Genomic DNA, 18,319 nt, shown 5'->3' with positions numbered 1-18,319 from the left:
GGTCACGTCCACCCGCCGGGTGAGATGTCCCGGACCGGGTCCGGGGATGGGCGTCAGTGCCGCCCGGGTGTTCCGACTTTCTTACGACAGGCCGCTGTTGATGGCGCTGACGAGTTCACCGTTGCTGGTGTCTCCGCTGAACTCCCAGAAGAACGCGCCGCCCAGGCCCTGGTTCTTGGCCCAGGTCATCTTGGTGCCGATGGTGGCCGGGGTGTCGTAGCTCCACCAGTTGCTGCCGCAGTGCGCGTACGCCGTTCCCGCGATGGTGCCGGTGGCGGGGCAGGACGTCTTGAGGACCTTGTAGTCCTCGATGCCCTGCTCGTACGTGCCGGCGGCGGGTCCGGTCGCGGTGCCGCCGGGGGCGTCCTGGGTGACGCCGGTCCAGCCGCGCCCGTAGAAGCCGATGCCGATCAGCAGCTTGCTCGCGGGCACGCCCTTCGCCTTGTACTTGGCGATCGCGTCGGCCGTGGTGAAGCCGGCCGTCGGGATGCCGCTGTACGAGGTGAGCGGGGAGTGCGGGGCCGTCGGGCCCTGGGCCGCCCAGGCACCGAAGAAGTCGTACGTCATCACGTTGTACCAGTCGACGTACTGCGCGGCGCCCGCGTAGTCGGCGGCGTCGATCTTGCCGCCGGAGGAGCCGTCCGCGGTGGTGGCCGCGGTGACCAGGTTGTTCGAGCCGAACTTGGCGCGCAGCGCCTGCATCAGGTTCTTGTAGGCCGCCGCCCCGCTGGTGTCGCAGCTCAGGCCACAGGCGTTGGGGTACTCCCAGTCGATGTCGATGCCGTCGAAGACGTCGGCCCAGCGCGGGTCCTCGACCAGGTTGTAGCAGGACTGGGCGAAGGCGGTCGGGTTGGCCGCCGCCTGCGCGAAGCCGCCGGACCAGGTCCAGCCGCCGAAGGACCACAGCACCTTGATGTTCGGGTACTTGGCCTTCAGCTGGCGCAGCTGGTTGAAGTTGCCGCGCAGCGGCTGGTCCCAGGTGTCGGCGGTGCCGCTGACCGACTGGTCGGCGGTGAAGGCCTTGTCGTAGTCGGCGTAGGAGTCGCCGATGGCGCACTGGCCGTTCGTGACGTTGCCGAAGGCGTAGTTGATGTGCGTGATCTTGGCGGCGGAGCCGGACGTCACCAGGTTCTTGACGTTGTAGTTGCGGCCGTAGATGCCCCACTCGGTGAAGTAGCCGAGCCTGACCTTGTCGCCGGTGGGCGGCGGGTCGGTGGTGCCGCCCGTGGTGTGCACGGCGACCGCGCCGCTGACCGGTCCGGTCTGGTCGGCGGTGTCACGGGCCTGGACGGTGTACGAGTAGTCGGTGCCGGCGGTCAGCCCGGTGTCCGAGTACGAGGTCGTGGTCACGGTCGCGACCTTGGCGCCGTCGCGCAGGACGTCGTAGTTCTTGACGCCCTTGTCGTCGGTGGCCGCGGACCAGGACAGCTTCACCGAGGTGTCGGTGATCGCGGAGGCGGTCGGGGTGCCGGGAGCGGAGGGGGCCGCGTCCCCGGGGACGGTGGTGCCGTCACAACTGTCGCCGTTGAGCTTGCAGTTGGAGGGCGAGCCGGAGCCGGAGCCGTTGAAGCCGAAGGAGATGGAGGCGCCCGCGGCGAGGGTGCCGTTGTAGGACTTGTTCTTGGCGGTCCAGTGGTTGCCGGAGGAGGTGACGTCGGCGTCCCAGGCCGAGGTGACCGACGTGCCGGAGGGGAAGTCCCACTCGACGGTCCAGGAACTGATGCTGGTGGTCCCGGTGTTGGTGACCGTCCATTTGCCTTCGAAGCCGGTACCCCAGTCCTGGGTCTTGGTGTACGTGGCCTTGGCGCCGGCGGCCGCGTGGGCGGGGCCCGCGAGGCCGACCAGTGCGGCGAGGGGGAGGAGCAGGGTGGTGAGCCCTGCCACGGTTCTGTGTCGGGCTCTCTGCCGGAAGCGCATGATGCCTCTCCTCTTGAGTCTGATCGCCTGTGGGGGCAGGCGGTGTCGTGGGCATGGCTAAGCGCAGTGCGGCGAGAATAGAAAGGTCTGGACCATAGGTCAATAGGTCTGGACCAGTGAGAGTGATGCGGTGTCAGTACGGCGCGCTAGACGCCCAACTCCTGTGCCAGTACCGCCGCTTGCACCCTGTTCCGCATCTCAAGCTTCCCCAGCAGACGGCTGACGTGGGTCTTCGCCGTCGCCTCCGCCATGTCCAGGCGCGCCGCGATCTCCGCGTTCGACAGCCCCTCGCCGAGGCAGGACAGCACCTCGCGCTCCCGCCGGGTCAGGACGTCCAGCACGGCAGCATCGGCGGACGGCTCGCGCACCGGCCCGGCGGCGAACTCCGCGATCAGCCGGCGCGTGACCGCCGGCGCGACGATCCCCTCCCCGCGCGCCACCGTCCGTACCGCCGCCAGCAGGTCCCGCGCCTCGGTGTTCTTCAGCAGGAAGCCGGCGGCGCCCGCGCGCAGCGCACCGAACACGTACGCGTCGAGGTCGAAGGTGGTGAGCACCAGGACGTCGGCGAGCCGCTCGGCGACGACCTGACGGGTGGCCGACACCCCGTCCAGCCGGGGCATCTGCACGTCCATCAGAACCAGGTCCGGCCGTAGCAGGCGAGCCTGCCGCACCGCCTCCTCGCCGTCCGCCGCCTCGCCGACCACCTCGATGTCGGGCGCGCTGCGCAGGATGAGGACGAGGCCGGCGCGCACGGCGGACTGGTCCTCGGCGACGACCACCCGGATCATGCGGCTTCTCCTCGGTTCAGCGGCAGGGCGGCCCGAACGGTCCAGACCCTCCCGGCGGGGGAGTCCTCGGGACCGGCCTCGAACGTGCCGTGCAGCAGGGCCACCCGTTCCCGCATGCCGACCAGGCCGGCTCCCGAGCCCGGTGCCCGCGGACGGTCCCGGTCGGCGTACGGACTCGTGACCCGCGTGGTGAGCCAGTCGTCCCGCAGCGCCAGCGCGACCGTCACCGGGCCGGAGCCGGCGTGCTTGAGCGCGTTGGTCAGGGACTCCTGGACGATGCGGTACGCGGCGAGCTCGACCGGCGCCGGCACCTTGCCGTGGTCGGCGCTGAGCGCGACGTCCAGCCCGTTGGCGCGGGCGCCGTCCACCAGTGCGCCGAGCCCGTCCAGGGTGGGCGCCGCGGCCGGCCTGTCGTCCCCGCTGCCGTCGCGCAGGATGCCGATCAGCCGCTGCATCTCGGCGAGCCCCTCGACGCTGTTCTCCCGGATGACGGCGAGGGCGTCCTCGGACGTCCTCGGATCGCGGAGCGAGAGCGCGGCCGTGGAGTGGATGGCGATGGCGGACAGGTGGTTGGCGACCATGTCGTGCAACTCCCTTGCCATTCGGGCTCGTTCGGCCGTGACCGCCTGGACCCGGTCCATCTCGGCCAGCAGCGCCGTCTGTTCGGCCCGCAGCCGTTCCGCGACGGCGGTGTCACGGTGATTGCGGACGATCCAGCCGGTGGCCGCCGGGGTGAAGGTCACCAGACCGCAGAACGCCCCGATCAGCAGGCCCTCCGGCCTCCGCCACAGGGCGACCGGCCACACCGTCGAGATCACCGTGACCAGCCCCGTGATCCAGGGAATGCGGCGGGCCGCGGCCGGCGAACCGTACAGGACCGCCGCGTACACCAGGTCGGTGAACATCACCACGCTGGCCAGGTTGCCCCGCGTCAGCAGATCCGCCGCGAGGGCGACCGTGCCGATGAGCAGGGCGGTCCGCGGCCGGGTGCGCCGCATCAGCTCACAGCCGGCCAGGGCGACCAGCGGGACGAGGACCGCCCAGCCCTGGTCGACGCGCGCCATCGGATCGTTCGGGCCACGGCTGTGCAGACCGACGCCCCACAGCGTGAGCCCGCCGAGCAGCCCGCCGACCGCGATGCGCACGTCGTCGCGGTGCGGGCGGGGGAGCGTCTGGGCCATGCCCTCCATCCAACACGGCCGCCGGACCGCCCGCGTGCTCCCGGGGGACGGTCCCCGACTGCATCTTTCGATGTACGGCCGTTTCGTCACCGCCGACGACGATGCGCGCGTCCGCAGCGACGAGCCTGGAACGACGAGCGAGAGGAGCGAACCGTGATCGTCGCACTGGTCATCGCCTGCGAGGTGGGCTTCTGGGTGCTGCTCGCCGCCGGCCTGGTGGCCCGCTACCTGCTGGGACTGCGGCGCACCGGCGCGGCGCTGCTGCTGTGCGAGCCGCTGCTGGAGGTGGTGCTGTTCGTGGCGACGGCCGTCGACCTCAGGAACGGGGGCGAGCCGGGCTGGGAACACGGCCTGGCGGCGCTCTACATCGGCTTCACCGTCGGCTACGGACACTTCACGGTCCGATGGCTCGACGGACACGCCGCCCACCGGCTGGCCGGCGGCCCGCGCCCGCCGAGACCGCCGCGCCACGGGACGGCCCGCGCCCGGTACGAGGGCCGGCTCTGGCTGCGCACGCTGACCGCCGCCGCCGTCGCGCTCGCCCTGCTCCAGTCCGCGGTCTGGTACGTGGGCGACTTCGGCGACACCGGCCCGCTGCGCTCCTGGCAGTGGGTCGCCCTGCGGATCGTCGTGATCCACGGGCTGATCGCCCTGTCCTACCTGCTCCGGCCCAAGAGGAGCACGGCCACCGCTGCCGCCCGCGAGAAGGAGGGCCGTACCCTGACCGGGCGATGAGGAGGGGCGGGGCGCATGAGTGGTGCGGTGCTGGTCGTCGACGACGACGCGGCGATACGACGGTCACTGGAACGCGGGCTGCGACTGAGCGGCTTCCGGGTCCGCACCGCGGACAGCGGCCCGGAGGCGCTCGACGAGATCCGCGAAGAGCCGCCGGATGTGCTCGTCCTGGACGTCTCGATGCCCGGCATGAGCGGCATCGAGGTGTGCACCCGGCTCCGCGACGACGGGCGGGACCTGCCGGTGCTCATGCTCTCCGCGCTCGACGAGACCGCCGACCGCATCGCCGGACTCCAGGCGGGCGGCGACGACTACCTGGTCAAGCCGTTCGCCCTCCAGGAACTCGTGCTCCGGCTGCACGCCCTGCTGCGCCGCCGTCCCCCGACGGGCCACGAGGTGCTGCGGGTGGCGGGCCTGGTCGTCGACCCGGCCGCCCGCACCGCGGAGCGCGACGGCAGAGCCCTGGAGCTGACCCGGCGGGAATTCGAACTCCTCGAGGTGCTCGCCCGCAACGCCGGGCTCGTCCTCACCCGCGACCAGCTGCTGGAGCGCGTGTGGGGCTACGACTTCGATGTGCGCACCGACACCGTGGACACCTTCGTCAGCTATCTGCGCCGCAAACTGGAGGCCGGCGGCGCAGGGCGGCTGGTGCACACCGTGCGCGGGGTGGGCTTCGTCCTGCGGGAGGAGGCGTGAGGCTCTCGACCCGCATCGGGCTCGCCGTCGGGCTCACCGTGCCACTGCTCGTCCTGGCCTCCGGCTGGCTCCTGCTCCAGCTGGTCTCCCGGGACCTGCACCGGGTGGAGGACGACCACCTGCGCAAGCGGGCCGCGGCCGTCGTCCCCGACGCCCTCGCGCTGCTGCGGGCCGGCGCCAACGACCGCCCCAAGGCGGCCGACACCAGGGAACGGCGGCTCTACAGCGCCGCCCTCGACGTCGGCGTACGCGTCGTCGGACCGGAGACGACGTACAGCGGCGGACCGCAGCCGGACCCCTCCGTCCCGCTGCCGGACCATGCTTCCGCTCCGGTGACCGTCCGCGCCGACGGCGACAGCTGGCGGGCGCTGTCCGTGCCGGTCGCGGGCGCCCGTGTCTCGGGCACCCTGTGGGTCTTCGCGCAGGACACCGCCGACCGTGCCCAACTCCATCTGGTGCGCCGGCGCGTGGTCACCACCGCGCTGCTCGCGGCCCCGCTCTCCGGCCTGCTCGCGTGGGGTGTCGCCGCCGGGGCGGGCCGCCCGCTGCGCCGCCTCAACCGTCGCGCCGCCGGCCTCGACCCGCGGACCAGCACCGCGCGGCTGCACCACGAGCCGACCGGGCTGACCGAGGTGGACGAACTGGCCGCCACCCTGCAGACGGTCCTCGCCCGCTACGACGCCCAGGCCGTGCGCACCGGTGAGGCCCTGGACACCGCGCGCTCCTTCGCCACCGCGGCCTCGCACGAACTGCGCACCCCGCTGATGAGCATGGGCACCAACCTCGACATCCTCGCCGACCATCCAGACCTCCCCGACCCGGACCGCACCGAGGTCCTCACCGACCTGCGCCGCGAACACGCCCGGCTGCTCGGCCTGCTGGTGATGCTGCGCGAACTGGGGCGCGGTGACCTGGTGGAGGCGGAGGCGCTGCGGACCGTCGACCTGCCGGAGGCCGCCGACGCCGCGGTGGCCGAGGCCCGGCGGCGCGCCCCCGGAGCCCGGATCACCCTGGACGCGGCCCCCGGGCTCACCGTCCACGGCTGGGAACCGGGCCTGCGACTGCTGCTCGACAACCTCCTCGCCAACGCGCTCGCCCACGGCCGGGACGCGGAGCGGCCGGCCGAGGTGACGGTGGCCGTGCGGGGAGCGGGGGAACAGGTGGTGATCACGGTGGACGACCGCGGACCGGGGGTGCCGCCCGAGGCCCGTGTCCAGATCTTCGAACGCTTCCGGCGGGGCCCGGCCAGCACCGGCTCCGGCCTCGGCCTGACCCTGGTCGCCCAGCAGACGGCACTGCACCGGGGGAGCGTCACGGTGGCCGACGGCCCGGACGGCACCGGGGCGCGCTTCGAGGTGCGGCTGCCGCGAGCGGGCGGCGAACTGCCCGGACGCAGGGACTGGCTGATCGGCACAGTGGGGGCAAACCGGTCACAGAGTTTCCCCAAGGACGCCTCCTAGCCTCCGCTGCGGCGGACGGACGACGGGGCCGTCCGGGGAACGGAGACGCACATGTACGTACGACGGCCGCTCATCGCGGGGCTGGCCACGGTGGCACTGCTCGCGGGTGTCACGGGCGCGGCCTCGGCGGAGAGCTCTCCCGCGGCGGGGCCGACGGGCGACGGGGCGCAGGCGCTGTGCAAGCGGGCACCGAAGATCGACCACCGGATCGACCGGGCGCTCAAGCGCCTCCAGGCAGGCCCGGGCAGGCGTGGCTCGGTCGCCCGGCTGGAGCAGCGCGTGGCCAACGCCAAGAAGGCGGGTCACGACGAGATCGCCACCTACCTGAAGGACCGGCTGACCTTCCGCACGTCGCTGGTGACGACGCTTCAGCAGCGGCAGAAGGATCTGAAGGACGTCCGCACCTGGTGCGCTGACCACGACAACGGGGCGAGCTGATGCGGGCGCCGCGGGTCCTGCCGGCGGTTCTGCTCGCCCTGGGGCTCGCCGTGGGCTGCGGGGCGCACGACGGGGCGGCGGACGAGCCGCCGTCCTCGACCCCTTCGGGGTACGCCGACATGCAGAAGAAGGTGGACGCCGCCGAGTCGGCGGCGGCGGAGGCCGACCGGGACGCGCGCACCGACAGGTGACGGGCGCGGGCCGGTGACCGCGGGAAAGAAGAAGGCGAGGAGCGCGGGAAAGAAGAAGGCGAGGAGCGCCCACGGCCTATCGGTCCGCGTGACGCGGACCGGCCGGGGCGCCCCTCGCCGTCCCGATGACTTCGGGCGCGGAAGGCTAGCGCTCGCCGCCCGGAACCCAGAGCACGTCCCCGACCTCGCCGTTCGCCGTGCGGGCGAGGATGAACAGCAGGTCGGACAGCCTGTTGAGGTAGGTCGCGGTGAGCGGGTTCATGGCCTCGCCGTGCACCTCCAGCGCGGCCCACGTGGACCGCTCCGCACGGCGGACCACCGTGCAGGCCTGGTGCAGCAGCGCCGCTCCGGGAGTGCCGCCGGGCAGGATGAAGGAGCGCAGCTTCTCCAGCCGCTCGTTGAAGCGGTCGCAGTCCGCCTCCAGCTTGTCGACGTAGAACTGCTCCACCCGCAGCGGCGGGAACTGCGGGTTCTCGACCACCGGCGTCGACAGGTCCGCGCCCACGTCGAACAGGTCGTTCTGCACACGGGTGAGGACCGTGATGATCTCCTCGTCGAGTCCGCCGAGCGCGATCGCCGTGCCGATCACCGCGTTCGCCTCGTTGGCGTCGGCGTACGCCGAGATCCGCAGGTCGGTCTTGGCGACCCTGCTCATGTCGCCGAGGGCCGTGGTGCCCTGGTCGCCGGTCCTGGTGTAGATGCGTGTCAGATTGACCATGGGACCAGCGTAGTTACGCTCCGGCCGTCCGGAAGACCCGTGTGCCCACCGTCACGGAGACCGCGGTGAAGCCGAGGGCCACGACGACGCCGTACAGCATGTGGGCCGTGGCGTACGAGCCCACGTACGCGTCGCGCACCGCGTCCACCAGATAGCGGAACGGGACGAAGTGGGAGAGCACGTCCAGCCAGCCCGGCGCGAGGCTCATCGGCAGCATCAGGCCGGACAGGAGCATGGACGGCATGGTCAGGGCGTTGACCGCCGGGCCGAACTCCTGCGGGGTGGCGACCTTCATCGCCATCGCGTACGACAGCGAGCCCAGCGAGACGGTGAGCAGCGCGACGAACGCGAATCCGATGAGCACGCCCGGCAGGGGGGCGCGCAGCCCCATCGCCACCGCGGCCAGCACCAGCAGCACCGCCTGGAAGACGAAGACGGTGGCGTCGCGCAGCACCCGGCCGAGCAGCAGGGCGAGCCGGCTGACGGGTGTCACCCGCATTCGCTCCAGCACCCCCTGCCCGTTCTCGATGATGACGGAGAAGCCCGCGAACGCGGCGCCGAACAGACCGAGTTGGAGCAGCAGGCCGGGCACGAGCAGCTGCCACGAGCTGCCTCGCGCGCCCAGCGGCAGCCCGGTGAGCAGAGGGCCGAAGAACAGCAGGTAGAGCAGGGGCATCAGCACGCCGAAGAGCAGCGCGAAGCGTGAGCGCAGCGACTGGCGCAGGTAGCGGCCGTAGATGAGGGCGGTGTCGTGAAGAAGCATCGGGGCGGTCCTATACGGCTACGGGGGCGGTGTCGGCCGGGGCCGGCCCGCGTCCGGTGACGGCGAGGAAGGTGTCCTGGAGCGAGGCGTCGGCCGAGCCGGCGTACGCGAGTTTCAAGGCGTCCGGCGTGCCCTCGGCGGCGACCACGCCCCGGTCGACGATCACCAGGCGGTCGGAGAGGGCGTCGGCCTCGTCCAGATAGTGGGTGGTGAGGAACACCGTCGTGCCGTGGTCGTCGCGCAGACGGCGGATCAGGTCCCAGAGGTCGGCGCGGCTGCCCGGGTCCAGACCGGTCGTCGGCTCGTCCAGGAAGAGCACCAGGGGCCGGTGCGTGAGGGCCATCGCGATGTCCAGGCGGCGCCGCTGCCCGCCGGAGAGCGCCGACGTCCTGCGGTCCAGCAGCTCCGTCAGGCCGAGGTCGTGGGCCAGTTCCTCTGCGCGCGCCACGGCTCGGTCCTTCGGCAGGCGGTACAGGCGGCCCTGGGTGATCAGTTCCTCCCGCGCGGTGATCTGCCCGTCGACGCCGCCCGACTGCGCGACGTAGCCGCAGGCCCGGCGCACCCCGGCCGGATCGGTGGCCAGGTCGTGGCCCGCGACGGTGGCGGCGCCGCCCGTCGGCGCGAGCAGGGTGGTGAGCATCCGGAGCGTGGTCGTCTTGCCCGCGCCGTTCGGGCCGAGGAATCCGAGGATCTCGCCCGGCCGCACGGTGAGGTCGATGCCGCGCACCGCCTCCACGGGGCCGCTCTTCGTCCGGAAGGTACGGGCCAGGCCGGCCGTGCTGATGATTGCCATGCCGCCCAGAAAAACAGAGTCACTGAAATTTTGCAATGACTCCAAGGTTTCAGCGGCTCCAGCGAAAGTTACGATGCGGGCATGGCTGAAGGGCTCAGGGAGCGGAAGAAGCGCCAGACCAGGCAGTACATCTCGGACGTCGCCACGGGGCTGTTCCTGGAACGGGGCTTCGACGCGGTCACGGTCGCGGAGGTCGCGGACGCGGCCAACGTCTCCGTGAACACCGTCTACAACTACTTCCCGGCCAAGGAGGACCTCTTCCTCGACCGCTCCCAGGGTGTCGTCGACCGGCTGGCGCGCTGGGTGCGCGGCCGGAACAAGGGTGAGTCCGCCGCCGCGGCGGTCCTGCGCGAACTGCGCGAGGAGGTGGAGGCCGTCTCGCCCCGGCTCGGACTGATGGCCGGATATGCCCGCTTCATGCATGTCATCCATGAAGCCCCCGCGCTCCGCTCGCGGTTGTGGGCGATCTCCCAGGAGGTCCTCGACAACCTGGAGGAGGCGCTGCGCGAGGAGACCGGCGTGCCCGACGACGACCCGCTGCCCGGTCTGGTGGCCGGCCAGATCAACTGGATCCACCAGACCGTGATGTCCGTCATCGGCAGGAAGATGATGGCCGGTCGCGATCCGGGCGAAGTGTCACGCGAGGTGCTCGTCCTCCTCGACGACATGGAGGACCTTTTGAGCGAGAAGGTCCTCAACTACGCCGTACGGGGGGCGCAATGACCCGTGCCGGTGTGATGTCCGTCAGATGAGACGTGACGCGCATTACTTACCGGTCACACAGGCCCTCACGAGCGCTAGGGTCCGCCGGAGAGGCAACTCAGGGTTACCCGGGGTCGCCTTGCGAAGTCAGCGCCGGTCGACCCAGCTGACCTTTCTTTCGGCTGGGGGTCCGGGGGGCGTCCCCCGGGGAAACGCAGTAGGGGAGTCGGAGTGGCACGGAAGCTTGCCGTCATCGGAGCCGGACTCATGGGGTCCGGCATCGCCCAGGTCTCCGCCCAGGCGGGCTGGGACGTCGTCCTGCGCGATGTCACCGACGAGGCCCTCACCCGTGGGCTCGACGGCATCAAGGCCTCGTACGACAAGTTCGTGAGCAAGGGCAAGCTGGAAGCGGCCGACGCCGACGCGGCGCTCGCGCGCATCACCGCCACCACCGACCTGGACGCGGCCGCCGACGCCGACATCGTCGTCGAGGCCGTCTTCGAGAAGCTCGAGGTCAAGCACGAGATCTTCCGGACGCTCGACAAGATCGTCCGCGACGACGCCGTCCTCGCCTCCAACACCTCCGCGATCCCGATCACCAAGATCGCGGCGGTCACCGAGCGACCGGAGCGTGTCGTCGGCGTGCACTTCTTCTCGCCGGTCCCGATGATGCAGCTCGTCGAGCTGGTCCGCGGCTACAAGACGAGCGACGAAGCGCTCGCCACCGCGCGGGAGTTCGCCGAGTCCGTCGGCAAGACCTGCATCGTCGTCAACCGTGACGTGGCCGGCTTCGTCACGACGCGCCTCATCTCGGCCCTCGTCGTCGAGGCGACGAAGCTGTACGAGTCCGGCGTGGCGACCGCCGAGGACATCGACCTGGCCTGCAAGCTGGGCTTCGGACACGCCATGGGCCCGCTGGCCACGGCCGACCTGACGGGCGTCGACATCCTGCTGCACGCCACCGGCAACATCTACACCGAGACCCAGGACGAGAAGTTCGCACCGCCGGAGCTGATGCGCCGGATGGTTGACGCCGGTGACATCGGGCGCAAGAGCGGGCAGGGCTTCTACAAGCACTGAACGACCACGCGGCGTCCGGACACCGGGCGCCGCATCCGGCACGGAATCCGCACGAGCCTCTGGAGCATCACTCCATGAGGTGAATTCGGTATCGGTTCGCTTACAGACGGCAACCTCTGCGGGCCTCAGCCAGTCAGACGATGCAACACAGACACAACGCGGAGTACGAGACGCACTCTCGGGGAGCGCATATGTACATCAGGGGCGACCACGCCGAGCTGGTCGTCGGGGGCCGCCTCGACGTACGCAGCGCGGCGGACGCCCGTACCGTCCTGCACTCGGCCGTCGACGACGGAGCCGGCGACCTGGTGCTGGACCTGTCCGAACTGGACTCCTGGGACGCCACCGGACTCGGCGTCATCATGGGAGCCCACCGGCGGGCCGGGCGGTGCGGGCGACGGCTCGTGCTGCGCGGCGTGCCACCACAGATGCAACGCCTGCTCGTCGCCACCCGGCTGCACCGGATCCTGGCGATCGAGGGCGGCATCGGCGTCGACTCCCTGCCCCGGGTGTGAGCCCTCGTACCCGTCCCGACCGGCGTACCAAAGGCACCACGCGCACAATCCTCACGAAGCTGTGACGTCTCGGACGGCGCGGTACCCCGCCTGTTCATAGATACTGTGCGAAGGTTTAGGGTTCGGCTGCCCGCCGCCCGAAACCCTGAGAGCGGGCACCGGACCAGAAGCGACAGCGCGGTGTGCAGCAAGGCCGGGAGGGGCTTGGCACACGACGCTTTTGGGGGGCTTGGAACATGGACCCGAACAACCGGGGACCCGAAGAGTACGGCCATGAAGACGACGGCCAGGCGCCTCGTTCGCGCCCGCCTCGTGACCCGCTCACCGCTGACCTCGGTCAGCACTCGCCCGCACTCGCCCGCACCGTCCAGCTCGTCGCGGGCGACTTCCTGCTCACGGTCAATCCCGTCGACGGCAGCGAGATAGAGAACTGCCCGCCGAACGAGCGGCCGCAGCCGCCGGTGAAGTTCAGCGCCGCCGAGCGGGCCGAGCCGGCCCGCGCCGGCCGGCCGCCGGTGCCACCCGGCCCGGCGCAGCCCCGGCTGCCGCTCCTGGAGCGCCAGGAGGAGCGTGAGCGGCTCGTACGCCTCCTCGCGCGCGGACGCTCGGTGCGTCTGACCGGGCCGTCGGGATCGGGCCGCACAAGCCTGCTCGACGCCGTCGCCGACGACTGCGCGGATCTCGCCCCCGACGGCGTCGTCCGCCTCTCCGGCCACCGGCGCACCGCGGCCGACCTGCTGCACGACCTCTTCACGGCCGTCTACTCCGCACCCCTGTACCGCCCGGGGCACGAAGAGCTGCTCCGGCACGTCCACGAGATCGGCGCGGTCGTCGTCCTCGACGACGCCGAGATCGGCGGCAGCGCGCTCGACGAACTGCTCGACGCCACTCCCGAGTGCGCCTTCCTGATCGCCGCCACCCCCGACGTCCCCGCGCCGACCGCCGACTCGCTCCTCGAAGAGGTGCTCCTCGGCGGCCTCGACCGCAGCGGCGGCCTGGAACTGCTCCAACGGGCCGTGGGGCGCGAGCTGACCGAGGACGAGGCGAACTGGGCGGGCGACCTCTGGTTCGAGTCCGAGGGCCTGCCCCTGCGCTTCGTGCAGGCCGGGGCGCTGCTGCGGCAGCGCGACCGGCTGCGGGCCAGCGAGGAGGCCTTCGACGAGTTCGGCGTCTTCCAGGAGGCGCCGGTCGACGCGCCCTTCGAGGCCGGCGACGGCCACGACGTACCGCTGCCCTCGCTCGCCGAGGGGGCCGCGCCCGCCGCGCTGCTCGCGTCCCGGCTGAGCGACTCGGCGCGCTCCACCCTGCGCTTCGCCGTCGCGCTCGGCGGCGAGGTCCCGCACCAGGCACACCTGCCCGCACTCGTCGGCGACACCCACGCCGACGCCGCGCTCGCCGAGCTCGCGAACTGCGCGCTGGTCTCCCCGGTCGGCTCCCGCTACCGGCTCGCCGCCGGCGTGCTCACCCAGCTGGAGGCCGCCGGATACACGGACGACCTGGAGGAGCGCGCCCTCACCGCCGCCCGGCACTACACCTGGTGGGCCGGCCACCCCTCGGTCACCCCGGAACGGGTGTGCGCCGAGGCCGACGCCCTGCTCGCCGCCCTGACCGTGCTCGTGCCGCTCTCCACGGCTCCGCTCGACGACGAGGACGAGGAGAACCAGGGCGTGCGGCTGGCCCGCACCGCGGCGCCCGCCTTCGCCGCCGGCCTGCACTGGAGCGCCTGGGAACGCATGCTGCGGGCCGGCTCCGAGGCGTCCCGGCTCTCCGGCGAGGTCGCCGAACAGGCCTACTTCCACCACGAGTTGGGCATTCTCGCGCTCTGTGGGGGCCAGCTCGACCGGGCCCGCGCCGAGCTGGAGGCGTCCATCGGGCTGCGCGGCGCGCTCGCCGACAAGCGCGGCACCGTCGCGGGCCGCCGCGCCCTCGCGCTGGTCGCCGACCGCTCCGGGACCGTCGGGTCCGGCGCCAGCACCGCTGCCGGGGAGGAGGTGTCCGGCGCGCGCTACGAGGAGTCGGCGTCGCCGCCCGGCGGAGTGCCGGCCGCCTTCGTGCTCGCCGAGCCGCCCGCCGAACCCACCACGCTGGTCACCCACCGGGTGGAGCCCGACCGTTCCGCGGGCAAGCCCATGGGCGTCGCGGGCCGTCTGGTCAGCGGCACCCGCCGCAATCTGGTGGCGGCCGGGGCCGGCGCGCTCCTCGTCGCGGTGCTCGGCACCGTGGTGACGCTCGGCGCGACCTCGAACCACGAGGACAACCCCCCGTCCGAGAAGGTCGGCGTCAACCCCTCGGCCACCCAGGGCGGCGACGACGACAGCCTGGGCGCGGACAAGGCGAAGAAGGGCGGCGACTCCGACACGGGGACGGCGCCCACGCCCACCGACCCGGGCCCCGACGGCACCTACGGGACGTCGGACGACCCGACGCCGCCGTCGGCGACCGACAGCGGTGAACCGTCCGACGAACCAAGCGGTTCGCACAGCTCGAAGCCGTCGACCAAGCCGCCGTCCTCGTCGTCGAAGCCGCCGTCGTCCACGTCCAAGCCGCCGTCGTCCACCTCGAAGCCTCCGACGTCCACGTCGAAGCCCCCGACGACGCCCTCGACCCCGACGCCGACGGAGACGCCGACGACCACCACGCCGTCGACGACACCGACCACGTCGGACAGCGCGAGCGGCCCCGCGTCGAGCGCACCGGCCACCACCACGGCCAGCGCCCCCGAGAGCAGCGGGCCGGCGAGCAGCGGCACCGCCGCGTCGCCCGGTGGCGCGCTGATCTGACCGCACAGGGCATGGGAGAGGGCCCGCACCGTCCACGGACGGTGCGGGCCCTCTCCCATGCTCCGGCGGGACCCTCAGGGGGTCAGAACAGCCGAAGCTTGTCGTCCTCGATGCCGCGCAGCGCGTCGTAGTCCAGGACCGTGCAGCCGATGCCGCGGTCGGTGGCGAGGACGCGGGCCTGCGGCTTGATCTCCTGGGCGGCGAAGACACCGCGCACCGGCGCGAGGTGCGGGTCGCGGTTCAACAGCTCGAGATAGCGGGTGAGTTGCTCGACGCCGTCGATCTCGCCGCGCCGCTTGATCTCCACGGCGACGGTCCGGCCCTCCGCGTCCCGGCACAGGATGTCGACCGGGCCGATGGCCGTCATGTACTCGCGGCGGATGAGCGTGTAGCCCTCGCCGAGCGTCTCGATGCGGTCGGCGAGGAGCTCCTGGAGGTGCGCTTCCACGCCGTCCTTGATCAGGCCGGGATCGACGCCGAGTTCGTGCGAGGAGTCGTGGAGGACTTCCTCCATCGTGATGATGAGCTTCTCGCCCGCCTTGTTGATGACGGTCCAGGTGCCTTCCTCGTCACCGGAACCCTCCTTCAGCGTGCAGGGCGGCGACATCCAGTTGAGGGGCTTGTAGGCCCGGTCGTCGGCATGGATCGAGACGCTGCCGTCCGCCTTCACCAGGATGAGGCGGGGGGCCGACGGGAGATGGGCGGTGAGCCGGCCCGCGTAGTCCACGGAACAGCGGGCAATGACGAGACGCATGGTCGGCAACGCTACTCGACGGGCCCGGGTGCACGCGATTCGCCCTGGAAGGCGCATGTTCCGCGGTGGCTGATTGTGTGCCTACTGGGAGTTCGCTATGTGCGCATTCTCCTGGTGCCGTCACCGTCCGTTGCTTACCGTATAAACGGGAGGTCGCGGTGTGTGTACTCACCGTGTTCGACATCGCGAATTCCCTGTCCCTGTCCGGCAACCCCCGAGGTCTGGGGGTGCGAGAGGAGAACCCATGTCGCTCGACGTCTCACCGGCCCTACTCGAACAGGCCGAGCGAGGCGAGGTCGACGAAGCTGAATTCGTCGACTGCGTCCGGACCTCCCTGCCCTACGCGTGGGAGATGATCAGCTCCCTGGTGGCCCAGCTGAAGGTGGACGGCGGCAACTTCGCCGACAACCAGACGCCCCCGCCGGACGAGCAGGCACGTGGGCAGCTGCTGCGTGCGCTCGCGAGTGACGCGATTCGCGGCGCGCTGCAGCGGCACTTCGGAGTGCGGCTGGCCTTTCAGAACTGCCACCGGGTGGCGGTGTTCCCGCTGGACGCCTCGGTGGACGACACGCTGGCACGCTTCACCTCGGTCCGCAGTCAGGTGCTGAACCAGTCCCCGGAGTTCCGGGACTGCTGACACGGTGATGCCGTATGGCTTGCCGCTCCGTACGCGGGAGGTGCATTCGTACTGGGCGGCAAGCTCCCCGCACGTCCGGCCCTTGGGGCCGGCCGCGTCACGTCAGCCGAGGTGGGGCAGTACTTCGGCCCCGAGCCGGCGGACGTTCTCCTCGGTCGCCGCGAGGTCTCCCGAGCCTTCCACCAGCAGGGCGAAGCGGGTGATGCCGGTGCGCTCCGAGGTCGCCGCGAGCCGGTCGGCGCAAAGGCGTGGAGTCCCCACCGGGTGGAGACCGCAGAGCAGTTCGGTGTACGCCAGGGGGTCGCGCATGGAGCGAGCGCGGCCGTCGACCGTCACATGGGCCTCCAGGCCGTGCTTGAGCCAGCCCGGCATGGCCTTGACGAGCGTTTCGACGGCGTCGGTACGGCGGTCCGCGATCTGGCAGACACCCGCGGACACATGGGCCGCCCCGTACACCTCGTCCGCCGGGCGTCCCGCCACACGCGCGCACTGCCGCCACAGGGCCACCATTTCGGCCTTCTCCTCGTCCCCGACATGCATGCCGAGGAGCATCGGCAGCCCGCGCTCCGCGGCGAGCCGCACGCTCGCCGGAGAGGTGCAGGCGACGACCACCTCGGGACCGGGGACACCGCTCAGCGCCTCCGACGGCCGGGGAACCACGGGGACTTCACGAAACCGGAAGCGTCCGGAGTCGCTCGCCACGGCCGGCTCGCGCAGCCAGCGCACCAGCAGATCGAGTGATTCCGGGAACCCCTTCTCGTACGCGTCGAGACCCGAGCCGAAGACCTCCAGGTCGACCCAGGGGCCGCCGCGCCCGACGCCCAGCGAGAACCGTCCGCCGGACGTGAGGTGCAGCAGCGCGGCCTGTTCGCCGAGCGCCACGGGATGTGCGGTGGGCAGCACACTGACCGCCGTGCCGACGCGGATCCGGCTGGTGCGGCCGAGCAGATACGCGGCGAGCGTGACGGCCGACGGGCACGTGCCGTACGGCACGAAGTGGTGTTCGGCCAGCCAGACCGAGTCGAGGCCCGCCTCCTCCGCGGCCTCGGCGGACCGCACCGCGCGGTGCAGGGCCTCCCCGTGGCCCTGTCCCGGGAACTGCGCTGCCAGTACAAAACTTCCAACGTGCATGGCACTTCCTGCTTCCTCGGCTCCGACACGGAGCTCCCCCACCCGGCATAACCGCGTGACACGTGCCGAAGTCACGGCCTGGCGGAGAGATTTGCGGATTGTCTGCGAAATGGGCCGCCCGGTGGGGGATCTGTGCGGGTTGGAGGAGTACGTGTACCCCTGTGCGCGCCGCGTAGGCTGGACATGGCCGCTGCTCCCTGTATAGCTCCGTGAGGTGTTCCGTGTCCCCGCGTCGCAACCGTTCGAAGGGCGCCGGCAGCCCTGGCCGCAGCGCGTCCGCAGAGGACGACCGGGCCGACCGCTACGGCGGCTGGCAGTCCACGGAGAGCTGGCAGGGCGAGGAGTGGAGCGTGCGCCACGTCGCGGGCGCGAGCGCCGAGGGCAAGACGTACCGCTGCCCCGGCTGCGACCAGATGATCCCCTCGGGCGTACCGCATGTGGTGGCGTGGCCGGAGCACTCGGGCGTCGACGAGCGGCGCCACTGGCACAAGGCCTGCTGGAACGCGAAGGACCGCCGTACCTCGCGGGTGCAGCGGTCCCGTAACGCGCCCAGGTTCTAGAGGGGCCCCAGAGCCCGGCCGAAGCAGGTGCCGGTGGCTCGTGCGGGTCGTCGGCACGGCTTTCACCCGCGGTCTCGTGTGCCGTCGGGCCCCGAATCCTCGGAGCGTGACCCCGCCGCGGGATGCGGGCCTACTTGAAGTGCGGATCTCGCCGGAAGACCGAGGCTCCGGAGGCGGCGCAGCAGGGAAGCGACGGCCAGCAGGGAACCGACGGCCAGCAGGGCACGGACCCGGCGCAGCAGGAGCAGGGTCAGGAGCAGGGCGTCACTGAGCAGGACGCGACCGACCAGACGGCGACCGACCAGGGTGCGAGCGACCAAGGCGCCACCGACCAAGGTGCGGCCGACCAGGCCCCCGCGGACAGCCGTGCCGGGGCGGACGCGGGTGCCACCGACGGCGGGGTGTGACGGGCACGGAGAAAAGGCGACGGGGCGAAGGTCTTCACGACCTTCGCCCCGTCGCCTTCGCGCGCCCCTCTTC

General features: G+C 71.8%; 20 protein-coding genes. 12 read left to right on the top strand and 8 right to left on the bottom strand.

All coding sequences use genetic code 11. From position 1 onward, the window contains the following. Positions 1 to 81: 81 nt before the first annotated feature. The 3 genes from ABEB03_RS19085 to ABEB03_RS19075 all read right to left on the bottom strand — a co-directional run bounded on the left by ABEB03_RS19085 (position 82) and on the right by ABEB03_RS19075 (position 3,886). Complete coding sequence (locus ABEB03_RS19085) at positions 82 to 1,917, bottom strand: glycoside hydrolase family 18 chitinase (RefSeq protein WP_345650202.1); 1,836 nt, start codon at positions 1,915 to 1,917, stop codon at positions 82 to 84. A 146-nt stretch (positions 1,918 to 2,063) separates the two neighbouring features. Further along, the gene (locus ABEB03_RS19080) at positions 2,064 to 2,705 is read right to left on the bottom strand and encodes a response regulator transcription factor (protein ID WP_345650199.1); all 642 of its coding nucleotides are present in this window, start codon (positions 2,703 to 2,705) and stop codon (positions 2,064 to 2,066) included. Beyond that, positions 2,702 to 3,886, bottom strand: a complete 1,185-nt coding sequence (locus tag ABEB03_RS19075) for a sensor histidine kinase (protein ID WP_345650196.1) — start codon at positions 3,884 to 3,886, stop codon at positions 2,702 to 2,704. The genes ABEB03_RS19080 and ABEB03_RS19075 overlap by 4 nt, the downstream gene beginning before the upstream one ends. A 153-nt stretch (positions 3,887 to 4,039) precedes the next feature. Here ABEB03_RS19075 and ABEB03_RS19070 point away from each other — a divergent pair, with 153 nt between their 5' ends. Genes ABEB03_RS19070 through ABEB03_RS19050 form a run of 5 tightly spaced genes read left to right on the top strand, consistent with a single transcriptional unit; the run spans position 4,040 to position 7,406 of the window. Further along, positions 4,040 to 4,621 carry a hypothetical protein gene (locus tag ABEB03_RS19070; protein WP_345650193.1) on the top strand — a complete coding sequence of 194 codons (582 nt, stop codon included), beginning with the start codon at positions 4,040 to 4,042 and terminating at the stop codon, positions 4,619 to 4,621. 15 nt (positions 4,622 to 4,636) lie between these two features. Beyond that, entirely contained in the window at positions 4,637 to 5,317 is a 681-nt protein-coding gene (locus tag ABEB03_RS19065; protein WP_345650190.1) for a response regulator transcription factor, read from the top strand. Beyond that, a complete protein-coding gene (locus tag ABEB03_RS19060; RefSeq protein WP_345650187.1) occupies positions 5,314 to 6,777 on the top strand; it encodes a HAMP domain-containing sensor histidine kinase in 1,464 nt (487 codons plus the stop codon). The genes ABEB03_RS19065 and ABEB03_RS19060 overlap by 4 nt, the downstream gene beginning before the upstream one ends. Positions 6,778 to 6,828: 51 nt before the next feature. Next, entirely contained in the window at positions 6,829 to 7,215 is a 387-nt protein-coding gene (locus ABEB03_RS19055) for a hypothetical protein (RefSeq protein WP_345650184.1), read from the top strand. Continuing rightward, a complete protein-coding gene (locus ABEB03_RS19050; RefSeq protein WP_345650181.1) occupies positions 7,215 to 7,406 on the top strand; it encodes a hypothetical protein in 192 nt (63 codons plus the stop codon). The genes ABEB03_RS19055 and ABEB03_RS19050 overlap by 1 nt, the downstream gene beginning before the upstream one ends. A 145-nt stretch (positions 7,407 to 7,551) precedes the next feature. Here the strand turns inward: ABEB03_RS19050 and ABEB03_RS19045 are convergent, their stop codons facing one another. From ABEB03_RS19045 to ABEB03_RS19035, 3 genes are read right to left on the bottom strand one after another with little or no spacing between them, the layout of a single operon-like run. Next, a complete protein-coding gene (locus ABEB03_RS19045) occupies positions 7,552 to 8,124 on the bottom strand; it encodes a cob(I)yrinic acid a,c-diamide adenosyltransferase (protein WP_345650178.1) in 573 nt (190 codons plus the stop codon). A gap of 13 nt (positions 8,125 to 8,137) precedes the next feature. Continuing rightward, positions 8,138 to 8,887 (bottom strand): ABC transporter permease, encoded by a 750-nt coding sequence (locus tag ABEB03_RS19040; protein WP_345650175.1) that lies wholly within the window; start codon positions 8,885 to 8,887, stop codon positions 8,138 to 8,140. Between the two features lie 10 nt (positions 8,888 to 8,897). Beyond that, entirely contained in the window at positions 8,898 to 9,680 is a 783-nt protein-coding gene (locus ABEB03_RS19035; protein ID WP_345650172.1) for an ABC transporter ATP-binding protein, read from the bottom strand. An 81-nt stretch (positions 9,681 to 9,761) separates the two neighbouring features. Here ABEB03_RS19035 and ABEB03_RS19030 point away from each other — a divergent pair, with 81 nt between their 5' ends. The 4 genes from ABEB03_RS19030 to ABEB03_RS19015 all read left to right on the top strand — a co-directional run bounded on the left by ABEB03_RS19030 (position 9,762) and on the right by ABEB03_RS19015 (position 14,757). Beyond that, positions 9,762 to 10,403, top strand: a complete 642-nt coding sequence (locus ABEB03_RS19030; RefSeq protein ID WP_345650169.1) for a TetR/AcrR family transcriptional regulator — start codon at positions 9,762 to 9,764, stop codon at positions 10,401 to 10,403. Between the two features lie 210 nt (positions 10,404 to 10,613). Further along, entirely contained in the window at positions 10,614 to 11,462 is an 849-nt protein-coding gene (locus tag ABEB03_RS19025; RefSeq protein WP_095936692.1) for a 3-hydroxyacyl-CoA dehydrogenase family protein, read from the top strand. Between the two features lie 191 nt (positions 11,463 to 11,653). Next, a complete protein-coding gene (locus ABEB03_RS19020; protein ID WP_028804243.1) occupies positions 11,654 to 11,977 on the top strand; it encodes an STAS domain-containing protein in 324 nt (107 codons plus the stop codon). A 236-nt stretch (positions 11,978 to 12,213) separates the two neighbouring features. Then, the gene (locus tag ABEB03_RS19015; protein WP_345650162.1) at positions 12,214 to 14,757 is read left to right on the top strand and encodes an ATP-binding protein; all 2,544 of its coding nucleotides are present in this window, start codon (positions 12,214 to 12,216) and stop codon (positions 14,755 to 14,757) included. A gap of 82 nt (positions 14,758 to 14,839) precedes the next feature. Here the strand turns inward: ABEB03_RS19015 and nucS are convergent, their stop codons facing one another. Next, positions 14,840 to 15,511 carry an endonuclease NucS gene (nucS, locus tag ABEB03_RS19010; protein ID WP_095936694.1) on the bottom strand — a complete coding sequence of 224 codons (672 nt, stop codon included), beginning with the start codon at positions 15,509 to 15,511 and terminating at the stop codon, positions 14,840 to 14,842. 244 nt (positions 15,512 to 15,755) lie between these two features. Here nucS and ABEB03_RS19005 point away from each other — a divergent pair, with 244 nt between their 5' ends. Further along, complete coding sequence (locus ABEB03_RS19005; RefSeq protein ID WP_028804246.1) at positions 15,756 to 16,148, top strand: SCO5389 family protein; 393 nt, start codon at positions 15,756 to 15,758, stop codon at positions 16,146 to 16,148. 102 nt (positions 16,149 to 16,250) lie between these two features. Here ABEB03_RS19005 and ABEB03_RS19000 read toward each other — a convergent pair whose 3' ends face one another. Next, positions 16,251 to 17,279, bottom strand: coding sequence for an LLM class flavin-dependent oxidoreductase (locus ABEB03_RS19000; protein WP_345650152.1), 1,029 nt, complete (start codon positions 17,277 to 17,279; stop codon positions 16,251 to 16,253). A gap of 221 nt (positions 17,280 to 17,500) precedes the next feature. Here ABEB03_RS19000 and ABEB03_RS18995 point away from each other — a divergent pair, with 221 nt between their 5' ends. After that, on the top strand, positions 17,501 to 17,839 hold the full coding sequence (locus ABEB03_RS18995; RefSeq protein WP_095936696.1) for an ATP/GTP-binding protein: 339 nt from the start codon (positions 17,501 to 17,503) through the stop codon (positions 17,837 to 17,839). 134 nt (positions 17,840 to 17,973) lie between these two features. Further along, positions 17,974 to 18,246 carry a hypothetical protein gene (locus tag ABEB03_RS18990; protein WP_345650148.1) on the top strand — a complete coding sequence of 91 codons (273 nt, stop codon included), beginning with the start codon at positions 17,974 to 17,976 and terminating at the stop codon, positions 18,244 to 18,246. Positions 18,247 to 18,319: the final 73 nt, after the last annotated feature.

The sequence above is a fragment of the Streptomyces siamensis genome (assembly GCF_039543605.1).
GTDB lineage: Bacteria > Actinomycetota > Actinomycetes > Streptomycetales > Streptomycetaceae > Streptomyces > Streptomyces siamensis.
This window is presented reverse-complemented; position numbering and strand designations above follow the sequence as displayed.